The organism is Ferrovibrio terrae, from assembly GCF_943372915.1.
In the GTDB taxonomy this organism is placed as follows: Bacteria; Pseudomonadota; Alphaproteobacteria; order Ferrovibrionales; family Ferrovibrionaceae; genus Ferrovibrio; species Ferrovibrio terrae_A.
In genome coordinates, this window is sequence record NZ_CALSAN010000044.1 from 1 (window position 1) to 21,720 (window position 21,720).

Here is a 21,720-nt window from a genome sequence, read left to right on the forward strand (position 1 = left end):
GCCGCGCCCTGAACCGCATGCGGGCGCAGTGGCTGCCGCCGGCCCTGCCGCGGCGCCGCGCCGCCACGGCCGCGCCGGTGCTGGCGACACCCGCCGCACCGCCGGTGGCAGCAAGACTGGACTGGGACCGGGATATCTTCGACCCGGACAAGCTGGGCGAGAGCTTTGGCGCCTTCAACGCGGCGGCCAAGCAGCTGCTGCAGGATTTCCTCACCGATGCGCAGGACCGTGTCGATGCCATCGCCACGGCCCAGAGCGGCGGCGACATCGCCGCCCTGCGCCATCTCGCCCATGCCCTGAAGGGCGGCGCCCTCACCGTCGGCGCCACCCGGCTCGGCAATCTGGCGGCTGATCTGCAGGACGCCTGCGATGCCGACGACCTGGAGACCGCCGCACTGATGGCGGAGCTGCTGCCGCCAACGCTGGACGAACTGACTGCCACCCTGCCCCTGATCCTGAAGGCCTGACCGCATCATGAGCGACGACAAAGCCCGCTACGAAAAAATCCGCGTCCTGCTGATCGAGGACGAGTCTTACACGCGCCATGTCATCGAAGGGCTGCTGCGACAGATCGGCTTCAATCTGATCAGCCAGGCCAAGGAAGGCGGCGAGGGTTTCAAGGAAACCGTGCGGGTGCGGCCGCAGGTGGTGCTGTGCGATGTGCATATGGAGCCGGTGGACGGGCTGGACTATCTGAGCAAGCTGCGCGGCTTCGCCAATGCCGCCATCGCCGCCACGCCGGTGGTGTTCCTCACTGCCGACAAGCAGCAGGAAACCGTGGTCTCGGCCAAGCAGCTCAAGGTCGATGGCTATCTGGTCAAGCCGGTGTCGCTGCAGCTGCTGAAGCAGCGGCTCGATGCGCTGCTGAAATTCCACAGCCTGATCTGAGGCATCCGCGCAAGATCGGCCGTGATGTCCGTCGACAGAACAGGCCTCTTTATTCCGCCACCAGCGACAGGCGCACCGGCGTGGCAGCCGCAGCGCCGGCGCGGAAGAAGCCAACCACTTTCGCCAGCTCGGCGGCCTGATCGGCCAGGCTGCGCGCGGCCGCCGCGGTTTCCTCGACCAGCGCGCTGTTGCGCTGGGTCAGGCTGTCCATCTGGCCGATCGCATCATTGACCTGATCGAGACCGCTGGCCTGTTCACGGCTGGCGCCGGCGATATCGCCGACGATCCTGGCCACCTCGCGGATGCCACCCAGAACCTCTTCGAAGACACCGCCGGCCTGGTTCGCACGGGACGCGCCGTCTTTCACCTGTGCATTGGATTGCTGGATCAGCGCCTTGATGTCCCTGCTGGCCGTGGCCGAACGCTGGGCCAGCGCGCGCACCTCCTGCGCCACCACGGCGAAACCCTTGCCGGCCTCGCCGGCGCGCGCCGCTTCCACCGAGGCGTTGAGCGCCAGCAGATTGGTCTGGAACGCGATCTCGTCGATCAGCCCGACGATATCGCCGATCTTCTCGGCGCTCTGCTCGATCCGCTGCATTGCCGCGATGGTGTCGTTGACGATGGCGCCGCCCTTCTCGGCGATGCCGCTCGACTGCACGGCATGCCGGCTCGCGGCCTGGGCACTGTCGGCCGTCTTACCGACCACGGCGGTGAGCTGGTGCATCGAGGCCGCGGTCTCTTCCAGGCTGGCGGCCTGGGATTCGGTGCGTTGCGCCAGATCCTGGCTGCCGCCGGCGATCTCGGCCGAGGCCGCCTGCAGCTGCTGCGCGATCTCGGCCAGACGCGTGATGATGCCGGTCAGCGTCTCGGCCATGCTGTTGGTATCGGCCTTGATCTGGCCGAAGATGCCGGCATGGTCGCCATGAAGCCGCCGGGTGAGATCGCCGCGCGCCAGGGCGTTGAGCACGCCGCCGGCTTCCTGCAACACGGTCTCCACCGCCTGCGACAGACTGTTGATGCCTTCGGCGATGCTGCGGAAAACGCCATCCTTGCCCTCGATGGCGAGCCGGCCTGAAACATCGCCGCGCGACACCGCGGCAACCAGGGCAGCGATTTCGCTGGCGGCCTGCTGTTCGCGTGCGCGCTGGCGCTGCTCGGCCTCGCGGATTTCGGCTTCGCGCTGCTGCTGTTCGGCGGTCAGACGCCTCTTTTCGATGGCATTGACGCGGAAAACCTCGACATTGCGCGCCATCGCACCGATCTCATCGCGATAGTCGAGGCCCGGGATGGCGATCTCGGTGCGATCCTCGGCGAGCTGCCGCATCGCCTGGCCGAGCCGGTGGATCGGCCGCACCAAGGTGAAGACCGAAATGAAAAAGCCGAGGCCGAGGCTGACGGCAATGATGGCGACACAGAGCCCGACCAGCAGCGGCATGCGCTGACGCACGAAAGCGGCCAGCTCGGCGGCGATGGCATCGCGCTGCAGCTTCTCGCGCTCGGCCGCCTGTTCCAGCGCGTTGCTCAGCTTCGTGCGCACGGCGCGGTTGGTATCGTTGTCGCCAAAGGCCTGGGCGGCAGGCTGGCTGTCCTGCAGCGCCAGACGCACCAGCTCGCGGCGGAAACTGACGAACTGCGCCACCTGCTGCTCCATCGCGCGGAAGCTGTCGCGCTGGTCCGGCAGTTGCAGCGCGCGATAGTCGGGCATGGCGCGCTCGATACCGTCGAGCACCTTGAGCAGCGCGGTGGAGAACCGTTCCAGTGCCGCGCGGTCGCGCGCGATATAGATGCCGCGCGATTCCATCACCGCCTCGATCACGCCTTCATGCAGCCGCGCGGCATAGAGCGCACGCTCGCTGGCGGTCTGCAGCTCGGCAACCTTGCGGTCATAGGTCTGCAGCGCATTGACACCGAGCCAGCCGACGGCGGCAAGGCCGGCAGAGAAAACCAGAAGGACAAGGATGATCCGGGCCAGAATGCCGACATGGTGCATGCGAAGAACCTCTCTGGGGCAGCGCCGTGCTGCCTGCCGAAAGGCGTTCCACGCGGTTGAGCTGCTGTGCAGAAGCTCTACATGCAAGAAGCATGTTGCTCCACAATGAATATAAGTAAAGTGGAGCAATATTTAGTTATTACAACTTTTGAGTTAATTCAGAGTCCAAGCGTTCATGCACCGGCGGCACAGGCGGTTCAGACCCGCCTGTTTTACAACCGGCCTCCGGGCCGGGCGCCTGTTTGGTGATCAGCTATTCCGCCGCCTGGCGCGGTCTGGCCGCCTGGGCATCCTCGGTCTGCCAGCGCAGGGCGATATCCTTCAGCGCATCCAGCATCGGATTCAGCTCGGCGCCGCGCGGCGCCAGACTGTAGGTCACCTGCGGCGGGATGGTGGCCTGGTAGTCGCGATGCACCAGGCGCGCCTCTTCCAGCATGCGCAGCCGTTCGGTCAGCACCTTGGCCGAGATGCCGCCGACCTCGCGCTTCAGCTCGCCGAAACGGCGCGGCCCCTGGGTGCGCAGCACATAGAGGATGTAGGTGGTCCATGGCCCCATCAGCAGGCGCAGCACGGCATCCACCGGGCATTCATGGCGGACATCCTCGGACTTCTGGGCTGCAGACTTCTGGGCACTGCTCATCGAAACCGGCTCCGGGTCAAAAAACGTCGTGGTTACTTTTAAGTACCTACTTTACTGAGGAAATCAAGGGGACATATTGATAGTAACCTGAAGTAACTGACTTGCTTTAGGTGATCTAATTCTTTCTTGATAAAACAGGGACTTATCGAAATGACCCAGGTAGCGATCGTCTATCACAGCGGCTTCGGCCATACCCAGAAACAGGCGGAAGCCGTGGCCGCCGGCGTTGCCCGGGTGGCCGGTGCCAAGGCCATCCTGGTGCCGGTGGCCGAGGCCGAAGCCCGCATCGCCGAGATCAATGCCGCCGATGCCATCATCTTCGGTTCGCCCACCTATATGGGCAGCATCTCGGCGCCGTTCAAAGCCTTCATGGATTACAGCTCGCAGGTCTGGTACGGCCGCGGCTGGAAGGACAAGGTCGGTGCCGGCTTCACGAATTCTGCATCGCAGTCGGGCGACAAGTTCAACACGCTGGTCCAGCTGACAACCTTCGCTGCACAACACGGCATGATCTGGGTCGGCCTCGACCTGCTGCCGGGCAACAACAATTCCAAGGGCAGCGTCAACGACCTCAACCGCCTGGGCAGCTTCCTCGGCGCCATGGCGCAGTCGAATGCCGATGAAGGCGCCGACAAGGGCCCGATCCAGAGCGATCTCGACACCGCCGCGCATCTGGGCCAGCGCGTGGCGACGCTGACCAAGCAGCTGGCGCGTGCCAAGCACGAACTGGTGGATGCCTAAAGCCTGATCGCGGAACCGCCGGCTGCAGCGATGCGGCCGGCGGTTCAGTCGCGCGCCGTCATCGTCTCGCCCGGATAGGCATTGGAGACGCGGGCCACGCGGCCATCGCGGATCTCGAAGAACGCGCCGGCCGGGCGGCTGTAGCGCTGGCCTTCCGCCTCGGGCAAACCGTCTTCGGTTTCGACATAGACGCCAAGCAGGGTGAATTCCGCCGCCGCCCGCGTGCCATCGGGGCTGGTCATGACGAAAAGATCGACGACCTTTTCCTCGTAGCATCGCCCGGTGCGCCCGAGGAAGGCGCGGAAAGCCGCCTTGCCGCTTTCGCGCGCGCCCTGCTGGGTGTCGTGCACCACGTCATCGGTCAACAGCGCCAGAAAGCCATCGACATCGCGGGCGTTGAGCGCGTCGTAGTAATCCTGGATCAGCTGGTTGGCGTCGAAAATGGTCATGGTGCTGTTTCGCGCAATGCGGGCCGCCGCGGTCAACCGGCCGCGCCGCCGCCCTTCAGCTCCACCATATTGCCTTCGGGGTCCGAGAGATAGATCGAAAGGCCTTCGCCTTCGGCGCCGAAACGATTGGCGGGGGCCTGCACGCTGACGCCATGCGATTTGAGATGTGCCGCAATCGCGCTGTGGTCGAAACGGTCGATGCGCAGGCAGAGATGATCGACATTGCGCCGCGCTTGCTCGGGCGGCTGATCGCCGGGCGCGGCCAGGGCGCCGTTGCGATCCATGATGTCGATCAGCGCAGTGCCGGCGCGCAGATGGGTGAGGCCGATCTTCGGCTGCACGTGATCCACGCTGCAGCCCAGCACATCGCGGTAGAAAGCAATAAGGCGCTGCGGGTTATCCGCCCGCAGCACCACATGGTCGAGTCCGAGTATGGAGAAAGGGACGGCCGGCAAGCGCCAAACCTTCTTGCGCCCTGGCCCTCAGGCTTCCTGGTAAGCGACGCCCTTGTCGGCGAGATAGGTCTGCAGCTCGCCGTTCTGGTACATCTCTTTCACGATGTCGCAGCCGCCGACGAATTCGCCCTTCACGTAAAGCTGCGGGAAGGTCGGCCAGTCGGAGAATTCCTTCAGATGCGTGCGGATCGCCGGGTCGGCCAGGATGTCGATGCCCTTGAACTTCAGGCCCAGCCGCGACAGCACCTGCACGGTGACGGCGGAGAAGCCGCATTGCGGGAAGACCGGCGTGCCCTTCATGAACAGCACGACATCGTTGCCCGACAGCTCCTCACGGATACGCTCGAAAGTCTGTTCCTTCTCGCTCATGGCGATCGTCCTCTGGTCGTTCGTTATGACGGTGTCTGTGTGGTGAGCTGCAGGGCATGCAGCTGGCCGCCCATGCGGCCCTTGAGCGCAGCATAGACCATCTGGTGCTGCTGCACCCGGGTCTTGCCGGCAAAGGCGCTGGACACCACGGTGGCGGCATAATGGTCGCCGTCGCCGCGCAGGTCGTCGATGCGCACCTGGGCGTCGGGCAGCGCGGCCTTGATCATGCTCTCGATTTCGCTGGCATCCATTGCCATTGGTCAGCGTCCTTCAGTTAACTCTTTTTGGGCCAGTTTCTCGTTACTTGCCGGCCATATAGCCCGGCAGCCAGCCCTCATGGGCCGACCGCAAGGCCGCCACCGATATGGTGCCCAGACCGGTAAAGGTCAACGCATCGCCGCCGGTGAGGCCGAGCTTGGCCACCGGTGCGCCGACCGCCTCGACAGCGGCGATCACGGCTTCCGCCTGTTCGGCCGGGCAGGTCAGCACATAGCGGCCCTGGTCCTCGCCGAACCCGATCTCGAAGGCGTCCCCCGAGGGCAGTTTGACCTCGGCGCCGAAGCCGGCCGCCATGGCCATTTCGGCCAGTGCGACCGCCAGGCCGCCGTCCGAGCAGTCATGCACCGCCGAGACCATGCCCTTGGTGATGAGCATGCGCACGGCATCGCCATTGGTGCGTTCGACCTTCAGATCGACCGGCGGCGGCGGGCCGGCTTCCTGGCCGCAGATGTCGCGCAGGTAGACCGACTGGCCGAGATGGCCGTTGGTCTTGCCGACCAGCAGGATGGCTTCGCCCGGCAGCTTGAAGGCGAGCGTCGCCATGGTGGCGATGTCGTCGAGCACGCCCACGCCGCCAATCGCCGGTGTCGGCAGGATGCCCTTGCCGTTGGTCTCGTTGTAGAGCGACACATTGCCCGAGACGACCGGATAGTCGAGCGCCAGGCAGGCCTCGCGGATGCCTTCGACGGCGCCGACGAACTGCCCCATGATTTCGGGGCGTTCCGGGTTGCCGAAATTCATGTTGTCGGTGATGGCGAGCGGACGCGCGCCGACGGCGGTGAGGTTGCGCCAGGTTTCGGCCACCGCCTGCTTGCCGCCCTCGACCGGATCGGCGAACACATAGCGCGGCGTGCAGTCGGTGGTCATCGCCAGCGCTTTTTTCGCATGGCCCTCGACACGCACGACAGCGGCATCACCGCCGGGGATCTGCGCAGTGTCGCCACGCACCAGGTGATCATACTGTTCCCAGATCCAGCGGCGCGAGGCCATATCGGGCATGGCAACCAGCTTGCCCAGCGCCTCGACAAACGGCAGCGGATGATTGACGCGGCCGAGCGGCTTCTGCGGCGGCGTCTTCACCCACGGCCGGTCATACTCTGGCGACGCAGCCGCCAGGGGATCAATGGGAAGATCGCCGACCTGCTCGCCGTTGAAGCGCAGCACCATGCGGCCGGTATCGGTGAGATGACCGATGACGGCGAAATCGAGTTCCCACTTCTTGAAGATCGCCTCGGCCTGCGGCTCGGAGCCCGGCTTGAGGATGATCAGCATGCGCTCCTGGCTTTCGGAGAGCATGAATTCAAACGGCGTCATGCCGGTTTCGCGCGCCGGCACCTTGTCGAGGTCGATGACGATGCCCATGCCGCCCTTGGATGCCATCTCGAACGATGACGAGGTGAGGCCGGCGGCACCCATATCCTGGATGGCGACGATGGCATCGGTGGCCATCAGCTCGAGGCAGGCCTCGATCAGCAGCTTTTCGGTGAAGGGATCGCCGACCTGAACGGTGGGGCGCTTCTCTTCCGAGTCATCGGTGAATTCCGCCGAGGCCATGGTGGCGCCATGGATGCCGTCACGGCCGGTCTTGGAGCCGACATAGACGACCGGATTGCCCAGGCCGGCAGCGGCCGAATAGAAAATCTTGTCCTGTTTCGCCAGACCCACGGTCATCGCGTTGACCAGGATGTTGCCGTTGTAGCTGGGGTGGAAATTCACCTCGCCGCCCACGGTGGGCACGCCGACGCAGTTGCCATAGCCGCCGATGCCATGCACCACGCCCGAGACCAGATGGCGGGTCTTGGCATGCTCGGGCGCACCGAAGCGCAGCGCGTTCAAGTTGGCGATCGGCCGCGCGCCCATGGTGAAGACATCGCGCAGGATGCCGCCGACGCCGGTGGCGGCGCCCTGGTAGGGCTCGATGAAGGAGGGGTGGTTGTGGCTTTCCATCTTGAAGATGGCGGCATCGCCGTCGCCGATATCGATCACGCCGGCATTCTCGCCCGGACCGCAGATCACCCACGGCGCCTTGGTCGGCAGGGTCTTGAGCCACTTCTTCGACGATTTGTAGGAGCAGTGCTCCGACCACATCACCGAGAAGATGCCGAGTTCGACCTGGTTGGGCACGCGGCCCATGATCTCCAGCACCAGATCGTATTCGGCCTTGCTCAGGCCCATCAGGTCGTTCGGATACTGCACGGCCTTCTTGGCTTCACTCACGACAGACTCTCCGCAATGCTCTCGAACAGGCCGTAGCCATCCATGCCGCCACAGACCGGGTCGGTGGCATTTTCCGGATGCGGCATCAGGCCGAGCACCGTCTTCTTGGCGTTGTAGATGCCGGCGATGTTGCCGACCGAGCCGTTCAGGTTGGTCTCCGGCGCCACCTTGCCAAGCGGATCGGCATAGCGGAAGGCGATGCGGTCTTCGTCTTCCAGACGCTTCACGGAATCCGCATCCAGCGTGTAGTTGCCGTCGTGATGCGCGACGGGAACACGAATGGTCTGGCCCTTGCGATACTTCTTCGTGAATTCGCTCGCCGTCGTCTCGATGCGCAGATTCACCTCGCGGCAGATGAACTGCAGGCCGGCATTGGTCATCAGTGCGCCGGGCAGCAGCCCGGTTTCACAGGCGATCTGGAAGCCGTTGCACACCGCCAGCACGCGCACGCCGGCATCGGCGCGCTTTTTCACCTCGCGCATGATCGGCGAATTCGCCGCCATGGCGCCGCAGCGCAGATAGTCGCCGTAGGAAAAGCCGCCGGGCAGCACGATCAGGTCGATGTCTTTCGGCAGGTCGCTGTCGCCATGCCAGACATCCAGCGGCGCCTTGCCGCCGTTGGCCTTGGTGAGCGCCATGCGCATGTCGCGCTCGCGATTGGAACCGGGGAAGGTGATCAGCGCCGCTTTCATGCCGCTCAGCCCACCAGTTCGACCGAGTAATTCTCGATCACCATGTTGGCGAGCAGCTTCTGCGCCATGTCCTTCACGGCGGCCTCGATCTCGGCCTTGGGCTTGGATGCCAGCGCGCCGGTCAGCTCCAGCTCGATCAGCTTGCCCTGGCGCACTTCGCCGACATCGGCGAAACCGAGGGAATGCAAGGCCTGGCCGATGGCGCGACCCTGGGGATCGAGCACGCCATTCTTGAGGGAAACATGCACGCGGGCTTTCATCGTCTGCTGTCTTTCCTTCATTGGGGCCGGCCATGAATGGCCGGCGGCCTTTTCCTTAAAAACGACAGCGGCGGCCCTTGCTCTGGCCGCCGCTTGAATAACGGCGCTTTGCTGGCGCCTCACTGCATGGTGTCGGGACCCTTGATGTCGCGCGGGCCGCCTTCGGGGAGAATCCCGAGCCGCCGCGCCACTTCCTGATAGGCCTCGGCGACATTGCCGAGATCGCGGCGGAAGCGATCCTTGTCCATCTTCTCGTTGGTCTTCAGATCCCACAGACGGGCGCTGTCCGGGCTGATCTCGTCGGCCAGGATGATGCGCATCTCGTCATTCTGCCACCAGCGGCCGAATTCCAGCTTGAAGTCGACCAGGCGGATGCCGATGCCGAGGAACAGGCCCGAGAGGAAATCGTTGATGCGCAGCGCGAGGTGCATCAGCTCGTCGATTTCCTGCGGATTGGCCCAGCCGAAGCAGGTGATGTGTTCTTCCGAAACCAGCGGATCGCCCAGCTCGTCGTTCTTGTAATAGAACTCGACGATCGAGCGCGGCAGCATGGTGCCTTCGGCGACGCCGAGGCGGGTCGCCAGCGAGCCGGCGGCGACATTGCGCACGACGACTTCCAGCGGCACGATCTCGACTTCCTTGATCAGCTGCTCGCGCATGTTCAGCCGGCGCACGAAATGCGTCGGGATGCCGACCTCGCCGAGCCGGGTCATCAGATACTCGGAAATCCGGTTGTTCAGGACACCCTTGCCGGTGATGGTGCCCTTCTTCTTGTTATTGAACGCGGTCGCGTCGTCTTTGAAATACTGCACCAGAGTGCCCGGCTCGGGACCCTCGAAGAGGACCTTCGCCTTGCCCTCGTAAACCTGTCTGCGGCGCGTCATGGCACACCTGTCCGGCTGTAGGGAAAGCTCGCGCCCTAGATAGCGCAAGGGGCCTCGCGCCGCAATCCGCCCAAGACCACTATCCGGCGGAAAACAGCCCCGGCGGAGACAGTCTTATGGCGCGGTTTTCCGTCATAAATGTCAAACAGGCCGGAGACTTGCAGCCGAGGCCGCCACACCCCTATATATCGGACACGTTGATCCAAGATTGCACGAGGCCCGGATGACCACCTTCGACGACCGCAAGGACGCCTTCGAGAAGAAGCATGCCCATGACGAAGAGCTTGCTTTCAAGGCCACCGCGCGGCGCAACAAGCTGCTGGGCCTGTGGATCGCCGAACAGATCGGCCTGAGCGGCGAGGCTGCCGATGCCTATGCCAAGGAGGTCGTCGCGGCGGACTTCGAGGAAGCCGGCGATGCCGACGTGATCCGCAAGGTGCAGGCCGACCTGAAGGCGAAGAATGTCGAGATTTCCGACCATCGCCTGGCCGCCAAGCTGGCCGAGCTGCTGGAAACCGCCAAGAAGCAGATCGCCGGCTAACTATCTGAATTCATTGCCTAACTGACGCTGACGGTCGCCATCATGCCGGCGGCCTGATGCTCCAGGATATGACAGTGCAGCATCCAGTGGCCCGGATTGTCGGCCACCAGGGCCAGCTGCGCCTTCTCCTGTGGCTGCAGCAGCACCGTGTCGCGCCAGGGCCGGCCCGGCTGCGTCAGCACCCGGAAAACATGGCCATGCAGATGCAGCGGATGCGGCCATGAGGTGTCGTTGCTGACCTCGAACACATAGCTTTTGCCGCGCGTCAGCCGGAACAGCGGGCTGTGGCCGTGATGGTCGGCATGGTCCTTCATGGCCTGGCCGTTCAGGCTCCAGGCCATGCGGTGCTGCTGGAAGGCCTGGCGCATATCCAGCACCGGCCCGCCATCGACCTGCAGGGAATAGGGCACGCCCATGCCGCCGCCGAGCAGCAGCGGCAGGCGTTCGGCATTCTTCAGATCGGCTTCGGCCACCGGATTGGCGGCCAGCCTTGGTATGGGACGGGACGGCGATGCTTTCGCCGGCGTGTCGGCATAGGCCAGATCGGTGAGGCGGTGTTCGCGGCCCTGCAGGTCGCGGTCGAACACCGTGTAACGCGCCGCCGGATCGCCGGTCAGATCGAGGATCAGATCGGCGCGCATGCCGGGCCCGATGGCGACGCGATCCTGCGGCCCGAGCTGCATCGGCGCATCGAGCGGATGGCCGTCGAGCGCCACCAGCCAGGGCGCATGATCGGAAAAGCGCAGATCGAAAATGCGCGCATTCGCCGTGTTGACCAGCCGCAGCCGGATGCGTTCGCCGGCATTCACCGCAAAGGGCTGCGCCAGCCGGCCATTCATCAGCGCGGTGTTGCCGAGCCGCCCGGCATGGCTGACATCCATCGGATGGTTGAAATCGGCGGTGACCTGCGCCGCCCGGTCGAGCCGCAGATCGCTGAGCACCCAGGCGACATCGCGGTCGACTGCCGGCGGCGATGCTTCATCGACAATGAGCAGGCCGTAGAGGCCGCGGCCGACCTGCTCCGGGTTGCCGGCATGCGGGTGATACCAGAAGGTGCCGGCATCCTGACAGACGAAGTCGTAATTGAACTGCGCGCCCGGTTTCACCGGCGGCTGCGTCAGGCCCGGCACGCCGTCCATCGCATTGGGCAGGCGGATGCCATGCCAGTGAATCGTGGTGTCCTGCTGCAGCCCGTTGCGCAGCGCGACGCGCAGGCGATCATGCTGTTTCACGCGCAGCAGCGGGCCCGGCAGGCTGCCGTTATAGGCCCAGAGACTGGTCTCAGGCTGGCCCGGCACCACCGGTATCGTCGCCGGGGCCGGCGTCAGGGTGACGCTGGTGGTGGCCGCCGCTGCCATGCGCGGCAACGCGATCACGGTGAGCGCGGCGGCAGAGGCGGTCGAGAAGAACGTGCGGCGCGACAGCATGAGCGCAATCTAGCACGATCACCGCTTACGGCGAGGCCGCATCGGGGCGATGGGCCAGCCACAATCCCGTGAGCAGCACGGCGAGGCCGAGCAGCAGCGGGATGGTCAGCGGTTCGGCCAGCAGCAGCGCGCCGAGCAGGGCCGCCGTCACCGGGCTCAGACCGAGAAACACCGTGACCCGCGTGGGCGAGGCATGGCGCAGCGCCCAGAGCCAGCCGAAATAGCCGATGCCGCTGCTGACGCCGATGAAGAGCACCGCCGCCCAGCCGGTGGCGCTGTAGCCCGCCCATTGCGTCCACACACCTTCCCATGTGGCAAGGATGGCGAGGAAGCCGACGCTGGCCAGCATGGCAAAGGCGCCGATGCTGAGCGTGGGATAGCGCTGCAGATAGGGGCGATACAGCACGCTGCACAAGGCGCCGCAGAAAGCGGCGAGCAGCACCACCGCCTCGCCGATGAAGTGATCGGCGTGGCCGGCATCGAACAGCTTTTCACCGAGTGCGAGCGCGACGCCCAGCATGGTGAGCAGCACGCCGACGGTTTTCGCCAGCGTCAGCCGTTCGCGGCCCAGTGCGGCTGCAATCAGCATGGTCAGCAGCGGGAAGCTGGCAAACAGCAGGGCGACGCGCGCCGCCGTGATATGGGCGAGGCCATAATTGAGCAGCGCGATCAGGATGCCGAACTGGACAATGCCAAGGGCTGCAATCGGAAAGACATCGCGGCGCGCGAACCGCAGCGGGATTTTCTGGATATAGAGCACCGGCAGCAGGCAGAGCGCACCGATGGCATAGCGGAACATCGCCAGCGTGGCCGGGCCGCTTTCGCCAACCACATAGCGGGTGGCGACCAGCGCCAGGCCGACCTGCACGCCGATGGCAGCCGCCACCGCGACCGGCCGCCAGTCACTGCTCACAGTTTCAGATCCCAGGTCTCGCCGACCAGCGTCTGGCCGAAGCTGTGATGCGTCTCGCTTTTCACCAGCCGGAAGCCGGCCTTGACATAGATGGCGCGCGCCGCCGTCAGCACGCTGTTGGTCCACAGTGTGATCTTGCGATAGCCTTTTTCACGGGCGAAATCGATGCAGGCCTGCACCAGCACCTTGCCGACGCCCAGGCCGCGCGCTTTTGGGTCGACCAGCAGTACACGCAGCTTGGCGACGGTGGCGGATTTGCGGATCAGCAAGACGCAGCCGACGCGGGTGCCATCGGGCAGTTCGGCGATCCAGGCGCGCTCGCAGGCCGGATCGAAATCGCGCAGGAACTGCATGCCCACCTCGGCGGCCAGTGCCTCGAAACTGCTGTCGAAGCCATATTCCTGCGCATACAGCGCGCCATGGCGCTCGATCATCCAGCCGATATCGCCGGGCCGGTGCGGCCGCAGGGTGAAAGCGGGTGTGGCAGGCGGTGCTTCGCCCAGCAGCCGCGTGATCGTCTCCATCGCGCCGATCAGCTGCGCGCGCGCGTCCGGCGGCAGCCTGTGCAGCAGCGGGCGCAGCACCCGGCGCGACACTTCCTCCTGTGGCGCGAAAGCCTTGCGGCCGGCAGCGGTCAGGGTCAGCAGGCTCTGGCGCGCATCTTCGGCTGCGGGCTTGCGCGCCACCAGGCCCTGTTTCTCGAAGCCGCGCAGCATGCGGCTGAGATAGCCGGCATCGAGGCCGAGATCGCGCACCAGATCAGACGCGGTGACGCGGTCGCGATGGGCGATCTCGTAAAGCACGCGGGTTTCGGTGAGCGAAAACGGATCGTAGAGCCGGCTGCCTTCGAGCAGGCCGATCTTGTGGGTGTAGAAGCGGTTGAAGCGGCGTACCGCCTCGATCTGGGCAGCGACGGTTGCATCGGCAGCAGGCGCTGCGGCCAGGGCGCGCGGCCCGGCAAGGGTGGCGGATTTCGGCATGGCGGTTCTCTCCCATGCCGATCATGCCGAGTTACTTGACTAAGTCAACTATCTAGCCGGCGGCATCCAGTTGCTGCGGCGACGCGCCTTCGGCCTGCAGGGCCGCCAGATAGGTTTCGCGCCAATGGTCGATGGTGTTGACCTTCAGCACCGCCATCATCGACTCCCAGCGCTGGCGCCGTTCCTCCAGCGGCATGATCAGGGCGTGGTGCAGCGCATCGGCGATATGCTCGGTGTCATACGGGTTCACGATCAGCGCGCCCTTCATCTCGCGGGCTGCACCGGCAAAGCGCGACAGCACCAGCACGCCGGGATCGGCGGCATCCTGGGATGCGACATATTCCTTGGCCACCAGGTTCATGCCATCGCGCAGCGGCGTGACCAGGCCAACCCTGGCATGACGATAAAAGCCGGCCAGCGAATTGCGCGCAAAGGCGCGGTTGAGATAGCGCACCGGCACCCAGTCGAATTCGGCGAATTTGCCGTTGATACGGCCGGTGAGGCCATCGAGCTCGTTGCGCAGCTTGCGATATTGCGCCACCTCACCGCGCGAGATCGGGGCGATCTGCATGAAGGTGACCTTGCCGCGTTGTTCAGGCCTGGCGCCGAGCAGATGATGGAACGCCTCGAAACGCTGCGGGATGCCCTTGGAATAATCCAGCCGGTCGACGCCGATCACCAGGCTGCGGCCGGCCAGGCTTTCGCTCAGGCGCTGGGTCTCGTCGCTATCGGCCTCGGCGGCGGCCAGACTGGCGAATTCCGCCGTGTCGATGCCGATGGGAAACGCGCCGGCCTTGAGGTCGCGACCAAAGGCGGAGATGCGCACATCCTCGCTGCCGGCATTGCCCAGCACGGTGCCATCGGATTCATGCAGGATGTATTCGCTGAGCGCGCGCACATCGCCGCGGGTCTGGAAGCCGACCAGATCATAGGCGCAGAGATCGCGCACCAGCCGGTCATGCCCCGGCAGGGCGGCCAGCACTTCGGGCGCCGGGAACGGGATATGCAAGAAGAAGCCGATGCGGTTCTGCACGCCGCGCCGGCGCAGCTCGGCCGCCAGCGGGATGAAGTGATAGTCATGCACCCAGATGATGTCATCGGGTTTCAGCTGCGCCACCAGCTGTTCGGCGAAGCGGGCATTGACGGCAAGGTAGCTTTCCCAGGCCGAACGGCGGAAATCGATCAGGCCAAGCCGGTAATGGCAGAGCGGCCAGAGGATGCCGTTGGAAAAATCGAGATAGAAGCCCTTGTGCTCCTCGGGCGTCAGATCGAGCACGGCATAATCGATGCGGCCCTGGCGGATGCGACGCGGCGTGGGGTCGGGATTTTCCGATACCTCGCCGCTCCAGCCGTACCAAAGGCCGCCATGCTGGCCGAGCGATTCGCGCAGGGCCACCGCCAGGCCGCCGGCGCGGCTGAGGCGTTCGCGCGGCATTGCCACGCGGTTGGAGACGATTACGAGCCGCGCCAAAACGCTTCCTCCCAGCTTTTGGACAGTCGCATCGCGCAAACGATCAAACCAACCATCGAATAGGTCTGTGGGAAATTTCCCCATAGCTCACCTGTGCCTGTATCAATGTCTTCCGACAGCAGCCCGAGATGATTGCGCGAGGCCAGCAACCCTTCGAACATCGCCCGCGCCTCGTCGCGCCGGCCGGTGGCGGCCAGGGCATCGACATACCAGAAGGTGCAGATCGAAAAGGCGTTATGCGGCATGCCGAAATCATCGGCTGCCACATAGCGCATCAGATGGCTGCCGCGCTTCAGCTGTGCGCCGATGGCATCCACGGTGCCGAGGAAACGCGGATCGTCGGCCGCGACGAAGCCGATCTCCTGCAGCAGCAGCAGCGAGGCATCCAGATCTGACCCATCGAAACTGACGACGAAACTGTTCAGTTCCGCATTCCAGGCATGATCGAGGATTGCCTTGCGGATGCGGTCGGCGTGATCGCGCCAGTAGGCGACGCGTGAGTCCAGCCCGAGCAGGCCGGCAATGCGAGCCAGCCGGCTGCAGGCCGCCCAGCACATCGCTGCCGAATGGGTGTGCACGCGGGCCCGGCCGCGGAATTCCCACAGGCCGGCATCCTCGGTCAGCGCCAGCCGGGCGGCGGTTTCGCCCAGGCCTTCGAGCTGCTGGAACAGGGCGATATCACCCTGCCGCGGCAGACGCTTGTCGAAGAACATCTGTGCCACGGCCAGTACAATGGAGCCGTAGGTATCGTTCTGCCGCTGCGCAAAGGCCGCGTTGCCGCGCCGCACCGGCCCCATGCCGCGATAGCCTGCCAGGCCCGGCAGGGTGACTTCCTCCAGCGATGCCGCCGGATCCAGGCCGTAAACCGGCTGCAGCTCGACAGCGGGATTGAGCGCCACCGTGGTGGTGATGTAACGCAGGAAATCCTCCATCGTCCGCGTGGCGCCGAGACGGTTGAGCGCCTGCACGACGAAATAGGCATCGCGCATCCAGCAGAAGCGGTAGTCCCAGGTGCGCGGCGTGTCGGCCGCCTCGGGGATCGAGGTGGTGAGCGCCGCCAGGATCGCGCCGGTTTCCTCATAGGCGCAGAGCTTGAGCGTGATGGCAGCGCGGATCACCGCCTCCTGCCATTCGAACGGCACCGAGAGATAGCGCACCCATTCGATCCAGTATTCGATGGTGCGTTCCTGGAATTCGCGCGCCATATGGGTGAGCGAGGCCGTGAAGCTTTCATCGGGCCCGAGCACCAGGGTCATCGGATGGGTGAGCGCGAATTCGCTTTCGGCATCGATGAAGGCAATCGGCGCATCGGTGGTCAGCCGCAGCGCCGCGCCCGGCGCAGTGAAGCGGATATGATTCGAGCCCAGGGTGAGGCTGGGCCGTGTCATGCCGTAATCAAACAGCGGGCGCACGCGCACGCGCACGACCGGCGTGCCGCTGATGGGTTCGATGCGGCGGATCAGCATGGCCGGACGATAGGTGCGGTCATACTGCTTGAAGCGCGGGCAGAAATCGGTGATGCGGATGCTGGCACCGTTGGCATCGGTCAGCGTGGTGACCAGCACGGCGGTATTCTCGATGTAATGCTGCGCCGTCTGCTGCAGGCCGCGCAGTTCAATAGCGAATACGCCTTCGCCCTCGATCTTCGGTGACAGCAGGTCGCAGAAGACCGGATCGCCATCCAGCCGCGGCGCGCAATGCCAGACAATACGCCCGGCACGGTCGATCAGCGCGGCGATCACCGAATTGCCGATGATGCCCAGATCCAGCGAAGAGCGGCTCATGCCACACCCCCGCCCTGCATGGCAAAGCCGGCCAGCCACTCGCGCACCCGCGCCGGCGTGGCAAAGCCCGGCCGCTGCGGCTGCCGCAGGGCCAGCGCGCCGACCGGCAGGGCAATACCACCGCGCGCCTCCACCGCCCGGAAGCCATCCTCGTCGGTGCGGTCGTCGCCGACAAAAACGGCGACGCGATCGGCAAAGGCCGGCTGCTGCAGAAAGCGTTCGACCGCCGTGCCCTTGGACTGCTGGGCATCCTTGATCTCCCAGACATATTTGCCGGGCAGCAGCATCAGGCCCTGCAGGCCAGCGATGGTCTGGGCGAGCCGGCTGCCGATCTCGGGGCCAAGATCCTGCGCATTGCGGTAATGCACCGCCAGGGCATGGCTCTTGCGTTCCACCACGATGCCGGGATGCAGGTTGGCTAACCTGGCGGCGGCTTCATGCAGGCCCTGCGGCAGCGGCTGTTCGGTAATCGCCTGTGCCGCCGCGCCCGGCACCGGCCGCCATTCGCTGCCATGCTGGCCGGAGGCGGCGAGCCGCAGCGGATCGAACAGGCGATCGATGTCGGCAATGGTGCGGCCCGAGACCAGCGCCAGCGCGCCATCGAGGTGTTTCTCGATGGCCTGAAGATGCCTGCGCAACGGTGCCGGCACGTCGACGCGATCGGGCGCCTCGGCGATATCGAGCAGAGTGCCGTCGATATCGAGGAACAGCGCCCAGTTCGCTTGCGGCAAGGGCGGGGGCTGCAAGACAGCGGGCTGCCCGGCTTGACTTGAATCTCTCATCGCTCCGCTTCCCCCGCCTCAGGATGCGGACACAGGACGCATCGCAGGCAGGAAATATAATTTGCTCGGTTTTCCGAGAATTAAATCGGAAGTGGAACGCTGTATGAGGGGATGGGTTCCCTAGCCCGCGCGGCGCAGGCCCCGCTTTGTGATCTGGACCGCAATATCGAGGAAATCCGCCAATAGCGGATTGACCAGGTCGGATTGCAGCAGCGGCGCCATATGGGTCGCGCCAGCCAGACTTATATACCGCGCAGCTGGCAGCAGGCGGCGCAGTTCGGCAATCACGCCGCGCACCGCCAGCGTGGTGTTGCTGCCGCATAGCAGCAGCACCGGCATGGCCAGTGATTGCAGGCCGGCATCCGCGGCGCCGCCGGCCTGCAGCAGCCCGCGGAATTCGCTGGCCACCGCGCTCATGCAGCCCGTGACATAGGCCTGCATCGGCGCGGGCATCGCCAGCAGGGCGCCGGGCCCCACCCAGTAATCGAGGAAGGCGATGGCGGCGGCGCGTGGATCGCCGCTTGCCACCAGATCGATATGGCGCTGCGCCACCAGGGCGATCTCATGCCATGCCGCGCGCTGGCTGCTGTCGCGCAGCAGACCGAACGCCACCGGCTCATACATGGCCAGTGAGGCGATGCGATGCGGCTGCTGGCGTGCCAGTTCCAGTGCCATGGCACCGCCATAGGAATGCCCGACCAGATGCACCGGACCATCCATCCGCTCAAGCAGGGCGGTAAGCCGGACAACTTCCTCCTCCAGCGTCGGCTTGCCGTGATCGGACATTGGCGTTTCGCCATGACCGATCAGATCGGGTGCCACAATATGCCAGCCGCGGCCAAGCGTTGCGATCAGCGATCGCCACTGCCGGTGCGAGGCGGCGCCGGAATGCAGCAGCATCAGGCGGGGTACATCGGCTTCGACGCAATCGTTGTCAAAATACGACAGGCGGCCAGCCGCCGTTTCCAGTATCGGCATCGCGGTGGCTCCTAGATCTTCAGGCCGGGTATCAGCGCCGGCACGCGGCGGCGATAGTCGCGATATCGATCGCCGAAGGCGGCGATCAGGTCGCGCTCTTCGTAGAGGATGCCGACCACGATATAGGCGCTCATGCCGATGGCGAAGAGCAGGTGGCCCGCCGTCATCTGCGGCGTGGCCCAGAAAATCACCAGCCAGCCGGTATAGATCGGATGCCGCATATAGCGATAAAGCCAGGAGGTGCGGAATTCATCACGCGGCGGCGGCAGGTTGCGCCAGTGGCGAAACGGCTGCGCCAGACCGAAGAGTTCGAAATGGTCGATCATGAAGCTGGCGGCGACCAGCAATAGCCAGCCGCTGCCATACAGCATCCAGACCAGCATGGCGTTGAAACCATCCTGCACCTGCCAGACCATGGCCGGCAGCGGCTGCCACAGCGCGATCAGCACCGCCACCATGACTGACGACGCCACCAGATAGACGGCGCGCTGCAGATGCACCGGCACGGTGGCCGTCATCCACTGCTTGAAGGCCGGTCGCGCCATCACGCTGTGCTGCAGGCCGAACAGCCCGATCAGCCCGAGATCGAGAACCCCGGCAAGCCAGGGCGATGGCGCCGGCCAGAGCGATGCATCGATATGAATGGGCAGCCCCAGGCCGGCACTGAGCGGGCTGGCGAGGAACAGCGCCAGCGCCACTGCGGCGAGGCCAAACCCGAGATAGGCAAACAGGGCAAACAGCAATCCGGCCATGAGGTGACTCCTTACGAGATGCGGCAACGGGATGCGCGGAACATATCAATAGTATTGATAATATCAATATAGTTGATATTACTTTCGCGTGAGCATGGCCTGCTTGCCCCCGCCTGCCGCCAGTAGCCCTTTGAAATCCTTTGTGTAATGCTGCTCTGCAACCTCGGTTGGGACACCTGCCATGACGGCCTCAAAGAAAAGCCCGGCCCCGCGCCAGAGCATCCTGGATTCGCCGCGCGGATCGGTGGACGAGACCATTGCGCTGTTTTATCTGGGCTACCGCGCCGGCGTGGCCGGGCCCAAGCGCGTGCTCGACAAGCTGGGCTTCGGCCGGCCGCATCACCGCATCCTCTTTGTGGTGGCACGCCAGCCCGGTATCGCCATCACCAGCCTGATCGATATGCTGGAGGTCTCGCGCCAGGCGCTGCACCGTCCGCTGGGCGACCTGGTCAAACAGGGCTATGTCGCGCAGAAGGCGGCACCGGCCAACCGCCGGCTGGCCATGCTGGCGCTGACGCCCAAGGGCGCCGCGCTGGAAAGCAAGCTGACCGAGCTGCAGTACCAGGCTTTCGCCAAGGCCTTTGCCGCGGCTGGGCCGGATGCCGAGCAGCACTGGAAGGCCGTGATGCGTGCGCTGGCCGAGCAGGTGCGGCCCGCCGTCACCGTATAAACGGCGGACCCTGCCGGCTTCAGGCGGCGACGCGTTCCCCCGCGATGGTGCGATAGCGCAGGGCCAGCGGACTCTGCGGCTTGGCATGCAGCCGTTCGGCGGTGAGTGCCAGCAGCAGGCCATGATCCTCGGCCCGGCGTGCCGCCTCGATCAGGGTGAGATCGAGCAGATCGCGCTGGGCATGGCTGCCGCCGAAACGATTGGCGATGCTGCGCACGGCCCGCAGGCGTGTGATGCAGTCGGCATACTGGCCGGCATTGAAAGCGACCAGCGCCTCGGCCACCGGCAGGCCGACCTGCGCGGTCATCGCCGCATTGCTGAAATTCGGCCGCGCGGCCGCGCGGCGAAGGGTTTCCATCTGCCGTTCGACCAGATCCTGACGGCCGGCCCCCAGATAGGCGACCAGGCCATGCACATCGTTGAAGGCATAGATGCCGTCATCGACCGTGCCGGACCAGGCCTCGGCCAGTTCGGCCCAGCGCGCCGCGCCGATCTCGACGCCGCGCAGATGCAGGCGCCACAGCATGGCCGAGGCGTCGATCATATCGAGCATCACGGTCGATTTGCTGCCGCGCACCTCGCTGTCATACATGCGCAGCACCCTGGCATGGTCATCGCGATCCAGGTGATAGAGCATGAGATGCCACCAGTTGTGGATCGCCATCATGTTGTCGGGCGCCCAGCAGGGTTCGCGCACAGTGGCCCAGCGGATGCCATCCTCGACGCGGCCCTGCATCTCCATCACATGCAGCACGGCGTGATGGGCCCAGGCGTCGCGCGGATTGAGATCGCAGGCGCGCCGCCCGGTGGATTCGGCCGCGCCGTAATCGGCGGTCTCTTCCAAACCAAACGCCAGCATGCCGAGCGCGGCGTGATAATGCGGCAGCGCGCCGCCCCAGGCCGGCAGCACGCGCAGCACGCGGTCGCGCAGGTTGCGCGCATCGCCGCGATAGTAATCGAGCAGGTGACCCATCTGCAGCGCCAGGCTGTCGCGCGGATGATTGATCAGGATGTCGTCGAAGCGTTCGGACGCGGCATCGAAACGACCGGCCGCCCAGGCCTCGGCGGCAACGGCATGCAGGGTTTCGCGTTCGGTGCGCGCCAGGCTGCGCGCCGCCTGGATGCTCTGCAGCGCCGGGGCGATGCCGGGCGCTTCCATGCCCGAGAGATAGAGATGCGCGCGCAGCAGATGTGCCATGGCGAAATCGGGCGCGGCGGCAATCGCGGCCTCGGCGGTCTCCAGCGGGTTGCCGGTGTAGCAGTGGAACTGGCCGAGCGCGGTTTCATGCAGCGCCAGGGCGGTGGTGTCGGCGCCGCTGACGGCCAGGCCGGCATGATCTTTCAGCATGGTAGTCTCCATGGGGTAACAAACAGACTGGTCGGTATAAATAAAGCGCCACGCTCGCGTCAAGGTATACATTGTATCGGTACAACAACCCTGCAGATGCGAGTTAACTATTGAAAAGATTGGATTTTATCTTCGGGCTACTGATCGACTCACAGCCTTGTGAAACCGACCAGACCGTACAATAATAGAACGGTTCCAGCCTGGAGATGA

24 protein-coding genes are annotated in these 21,720 nt (G+C 65.1%); 5 read left to right on the forward strand and 19 right to left on the reverse strand.

The features are described 5' to 3' along the window. Both AAG821_RS20250 and AAG821_RS20255 read left to right on the forward strand, forming a co-directional pair. On the forward strand, positions 1-467 hold a 467-nt coding region (locus AAG821_RS20250; protein WP_341916419.1), incomplete at its 5' end, for an Hpt domain-containing protein. Between the two features lie 7 nt (positions 468-474). Next, complete coding sequence (locus tag AAG821_RS20255; RefSeq protein ID WP_341915530.1) at positions 475-888, forward strand: response regulator; 414 nt, start codon at positions 475-477, stop codon at positions 886-888. Between the two features lie 49 nt (positions 889-937). On the opposite strand, the gene AAG821_RS20260 is transcribed toward AAG821_RS20255, so the two are convergent. Beyond that, positions 938-2,878 (reverse strand): methyl-accepting chemotaxis protein, encoded by a 1,941-nt coding sequence (locus AAG821_RS20260; protein WP_341915529.1) that lies wholly within the window; start codon positions 2,876-2,878, stop codon positions 938-940. Between the two features lie 253 nt (positions 2,879-3,131). Continuing rightward, positions 3,132-3,518, reverse strand: a complete 387-nt coding sequence (locus AAG821_RS20265) for a helix-turn-helix domain-containing protein (RefSeq protein ID WP_341915527.1) — start codon at positions 3,516-3,518, stop codon at positions 3,132-3,134. Positions 3,519-3,668: 150 nt separating this feature from the next. Here AAG821_RS20265 and AAG821_RS20270 point away from each other — a divergent pair, with 150 nt between their 5' ends. Next, a complete protein-coding gene (locus tag AAG821_RS20270; RefSeq protein WP_341915526.1) occupies positions 3,669-4,259 on the forward strand; it encodes a flavodoxin family protein in 591 nt (196 codons plus the stop codon). A gap of 44 nt (positions 4,260-4,303) precedes the next feature. Here the strand turns inward: AAG821_RS20270 and AAG821_RS20275 are convergent, their stop codons facing one another. The 8 genes from AAG821_RS20275 to purC all read right to left on the reverse strand — a co-directional run bounded on the left by AAG821_RS20275 (position 4,304) and on the right by purC (position 9,864). Further along, the gene (locus tag AAG821_RS20275) at positions 4,304-4,708 is read right to left on the reverse strand and encodes a ketosteroid isomerase-related protein (RefSeq protein ID WP_341915525.1); all 405 of its coding nucleotides are present in this window, start codon (positions 4,706-4,708) and stop codon (positions 4,304-4,306) included. 32 nt (positions 4,709-4,740) lie between these two features. Further along, on the reverse strand, positions 4,741-5,163 hold the full coding sequence (locus AAG821_RS20280) for a VOC family protein (RefSeq protein ID WP_341915523.1): 423 nt from the start codon (positions 5,161-5,163) through the stop codon (positions 4,741-4,743). Positions 5,164-5,190: 27 nt separating this feature from the next. Further along, on the reverse strand, positions 5,191-5,532 hold the full coding sequence (gene grxD, locus AAG821_RS20285; protein WP_341915522.1) for a Grx4 family monothiol glutaredoxin: 342 nt from the start codon (positions 5,530-5,532) through the stop codon (positions 5,191-5,193). Positions 5,533-5,555: 23 nt separating this feature from the next. Continuing rightward, entirely contained in the window at positions 5,556-5,789 is a 234-nt protein-coding gene (locus tag AAG821_RS20290) for a BolA family transcriptional regulator (protein WP_341915520.1), read from the reverse strand. Between the two features lie 43 nt (positions 5,790-5,832). Beyond that, the gene (gene purL / locus AAG821_RS20295; RefSeq protein ID WP_341915533.1) at positions 5,833-7,986 is read right to left on the reverse strand and encodes a phosphoribosylformylglycinamidine synthase subunit PurL; all 2,154 of its coding nucleotides are present in this window, start codon (positions 7,984-7,986) and stop codon (positions 5,833-5,835) included. 38 nt (positions 7,987-8,024) lie between these two features. Continuing rightward, positions 8,025-8,720: a phosphoribosylformylglycinamidine synthase subunit PurQ gene (gene purQ, locus AAG821_RS20300; RefSeq protein WP_341915519.1), complete on the reverse strand. Its 696-nt coding sequence runs from the start codon at positions 8,718-8,720 to the stop codon at positions 8,025-8,027. A 5-nt stretch (positions 8,721-8,725) separates the two neighbouring features. After that, the gene (gene purS / locus AAG821_RS20305) at positions 8,726-8,980 is read right to left on the reverse strand and encodes a phosphoribosylformylglycinamidine synthase subunit PurS (RefSeq protein ID WP_341898423.1); all 255 of its coding nucleotides are present in this window, start codon (positions 8,978-8,980) and stop codon (positions 8,726-8,728) included. 119 nt (positions 8,981-9,099) lie between these two features. Then, entirely contained in the window at positions 9,100-9,864 is a 765-nt protein-coding gene (gene purC, locus AAG821_RS20310; RefSeq protein WP_297688322.1) for a phosphoribosylaminoimidazolesuccinocarboxamide synthase, read from the reverse strand. Positions 9,865-10,087: 223 nt separating this feature from the next. Between purC and AAG821_RS20315 the strand changes: the two genes are divergently transcribed. Next, positions 10,088-10,405: a DUF1476 domain-containing protein gene (locus AAG821_RS20315; RefSeq protein ID WP_341915517.1), complete on the forward strand. Its 318-nt coding sequence runs from the start codon at positions 10,088-10,090 to the stop codon at positions 10,403-10,405. A gap of 17 nt (positions 10,406-10,422) precedes the next feature. On the opposite strand, the gene AAG821_RS20320 is transcribed toward AAG821_RS20315, so the two are convergent. The 8 genes from AAG821_RS20320 to AAG821_RS20355 form a co-directional block, all read right to left on the reverse strand. Next, positions 10,423-11,832 carry a multicopper oxidase family protein gene (locus AAG821_RS20320; RefSeq protein WP_341915515.1) on the reverse strand — a complete coding sequence of 470 codons (1,410 nt, stop codon included), beginning with the start codon at positions 11,830-11,832 and terminating at the stop codon, positions 10,423-10,425. 25 nt (positions 11,833-11,857) lie between these two features. Beyond that, the gene (locus AAG821_RS20325; RefSeq protein WP_341915514.1) at positions 11,858-12,745 is read right to left on the reverse strand and encodes a DMT family transporter; all 888 of its coding nucleotides are present in this window, start codon (positions 12,743-12,745) and stop codon (positions 11,858-11,860) included. Then, positions 12,742-13,725 (reverse strand): helix-turn-helix domain-containing GNAT family N-acetyltransferase, encoded by a 984-nt coding sequence (locus AAG821_RS20330; protein ID WP_341915512.1) that lies wholly within the window; start codon positions 13,723-13,725, stop codon positions 12,742-12,744. The genes AAG821_RS20325 and AAG821_RS20330 overlap by 4 nt, the downstream gene beginning before the upstream one ends. A gap of 52 nt (positions 13,726-13,777) precedes the next feature. Next, positions 13,778-15,196 (reverse strand): alpha,alpha-trehalose-phosphate synthase (UDP-forming), encoded by a 1,419-nt coding sequence (otsA, locus tag AAG821_RS20335; protein WP_341915511.1) that lies wholly within the window; start codon positions 15,194-15,196, stop codon positions 13,778-13,780. Next, positions 15,181-16,980, reverse strand: coding sequence for a glycoside hydrolase family 15 protein (locus AAG821_RS20340; protein WP_341915509.1), 1,800 nt, complete (start codon positions 16,978-16,980; stop codon positions 15,181-15,183). The genes otsA and AAG821_RS20340 overlap by 16 nt, the downstream gene beginning before the upstream one ends. Beyond that, positions 16,977-17,711 (reverse strand): trehalose-phosphatase, encoded by a 735-nt coding sequence (otsB, locus tag AAG821_RS20345; RefSeq protein WP_341915508.1) that lies wholly within the window; start codon positions 17,709-17,711, stop codon positions 16,977-16,979. The genes AAG821_RS20340 and otsB overlap by 4 nt, the downstream gene beginning before the upstream one ends. 171 nt (positions 17,712-17,882) lie before the next feature. Next, positions 17,883-18,740 carry an alpha/beta fold hydrolase gene (locus AAG821_RS20350; protein ID WP_341915507.1) on the reverse strand — a complete coding sequence of 286 codons (858 nt, stop codon included), beginning with the start codon at positions 18,738-18,740 and terminating at the stop codon, positions 17,883-17,885. Positions 18,741-18,751: 11 nt separating this feature from the next. Beyond that, a complete protein-coding gene (locus AAG821_RS20355; protein WP_341915505.1) occupies positions 18,752-19,492 on the reverse strand; it encodes a hypothetical protein in 741 nt (246 codons plus the stop codon). 181 nt (positions 19,493-19,673) lie between these two features. On the opposite strand from AAG821_RS20355, the gene AAG821_RS20360 reads away from it, so the two are divergent. Further along, positions 19,674-20,162, forward strand: coding sequence for a MarR family transcriptional regulator (locus AAG821_RS20360; protein WP_341915504.1), 489 nt, complete (start codon positions 19,674-19,676; stop codon positions 20,160-20,162). Positions 20,163-20,181: 19 nt separating this feature from the next. Here the strand turns inward: AAG821_RS20360 and AAG821_RS20365 are convergent, their stop codons facing one another. After that, positions 20,182-21,510 (reverse strand): tetratricopeptide repeat protein, encoded by a 1,329-nt coding sequence (locus AAG821_RS20365; RefSeq protein ID WP_341915503.1) that lies wholly within the window; start codon positions 21,508-21,510, stop codon positions 20,182-20,184. Between the last annotated feature and the right edge of the window lie 210 nt (positions 21,511-21,720).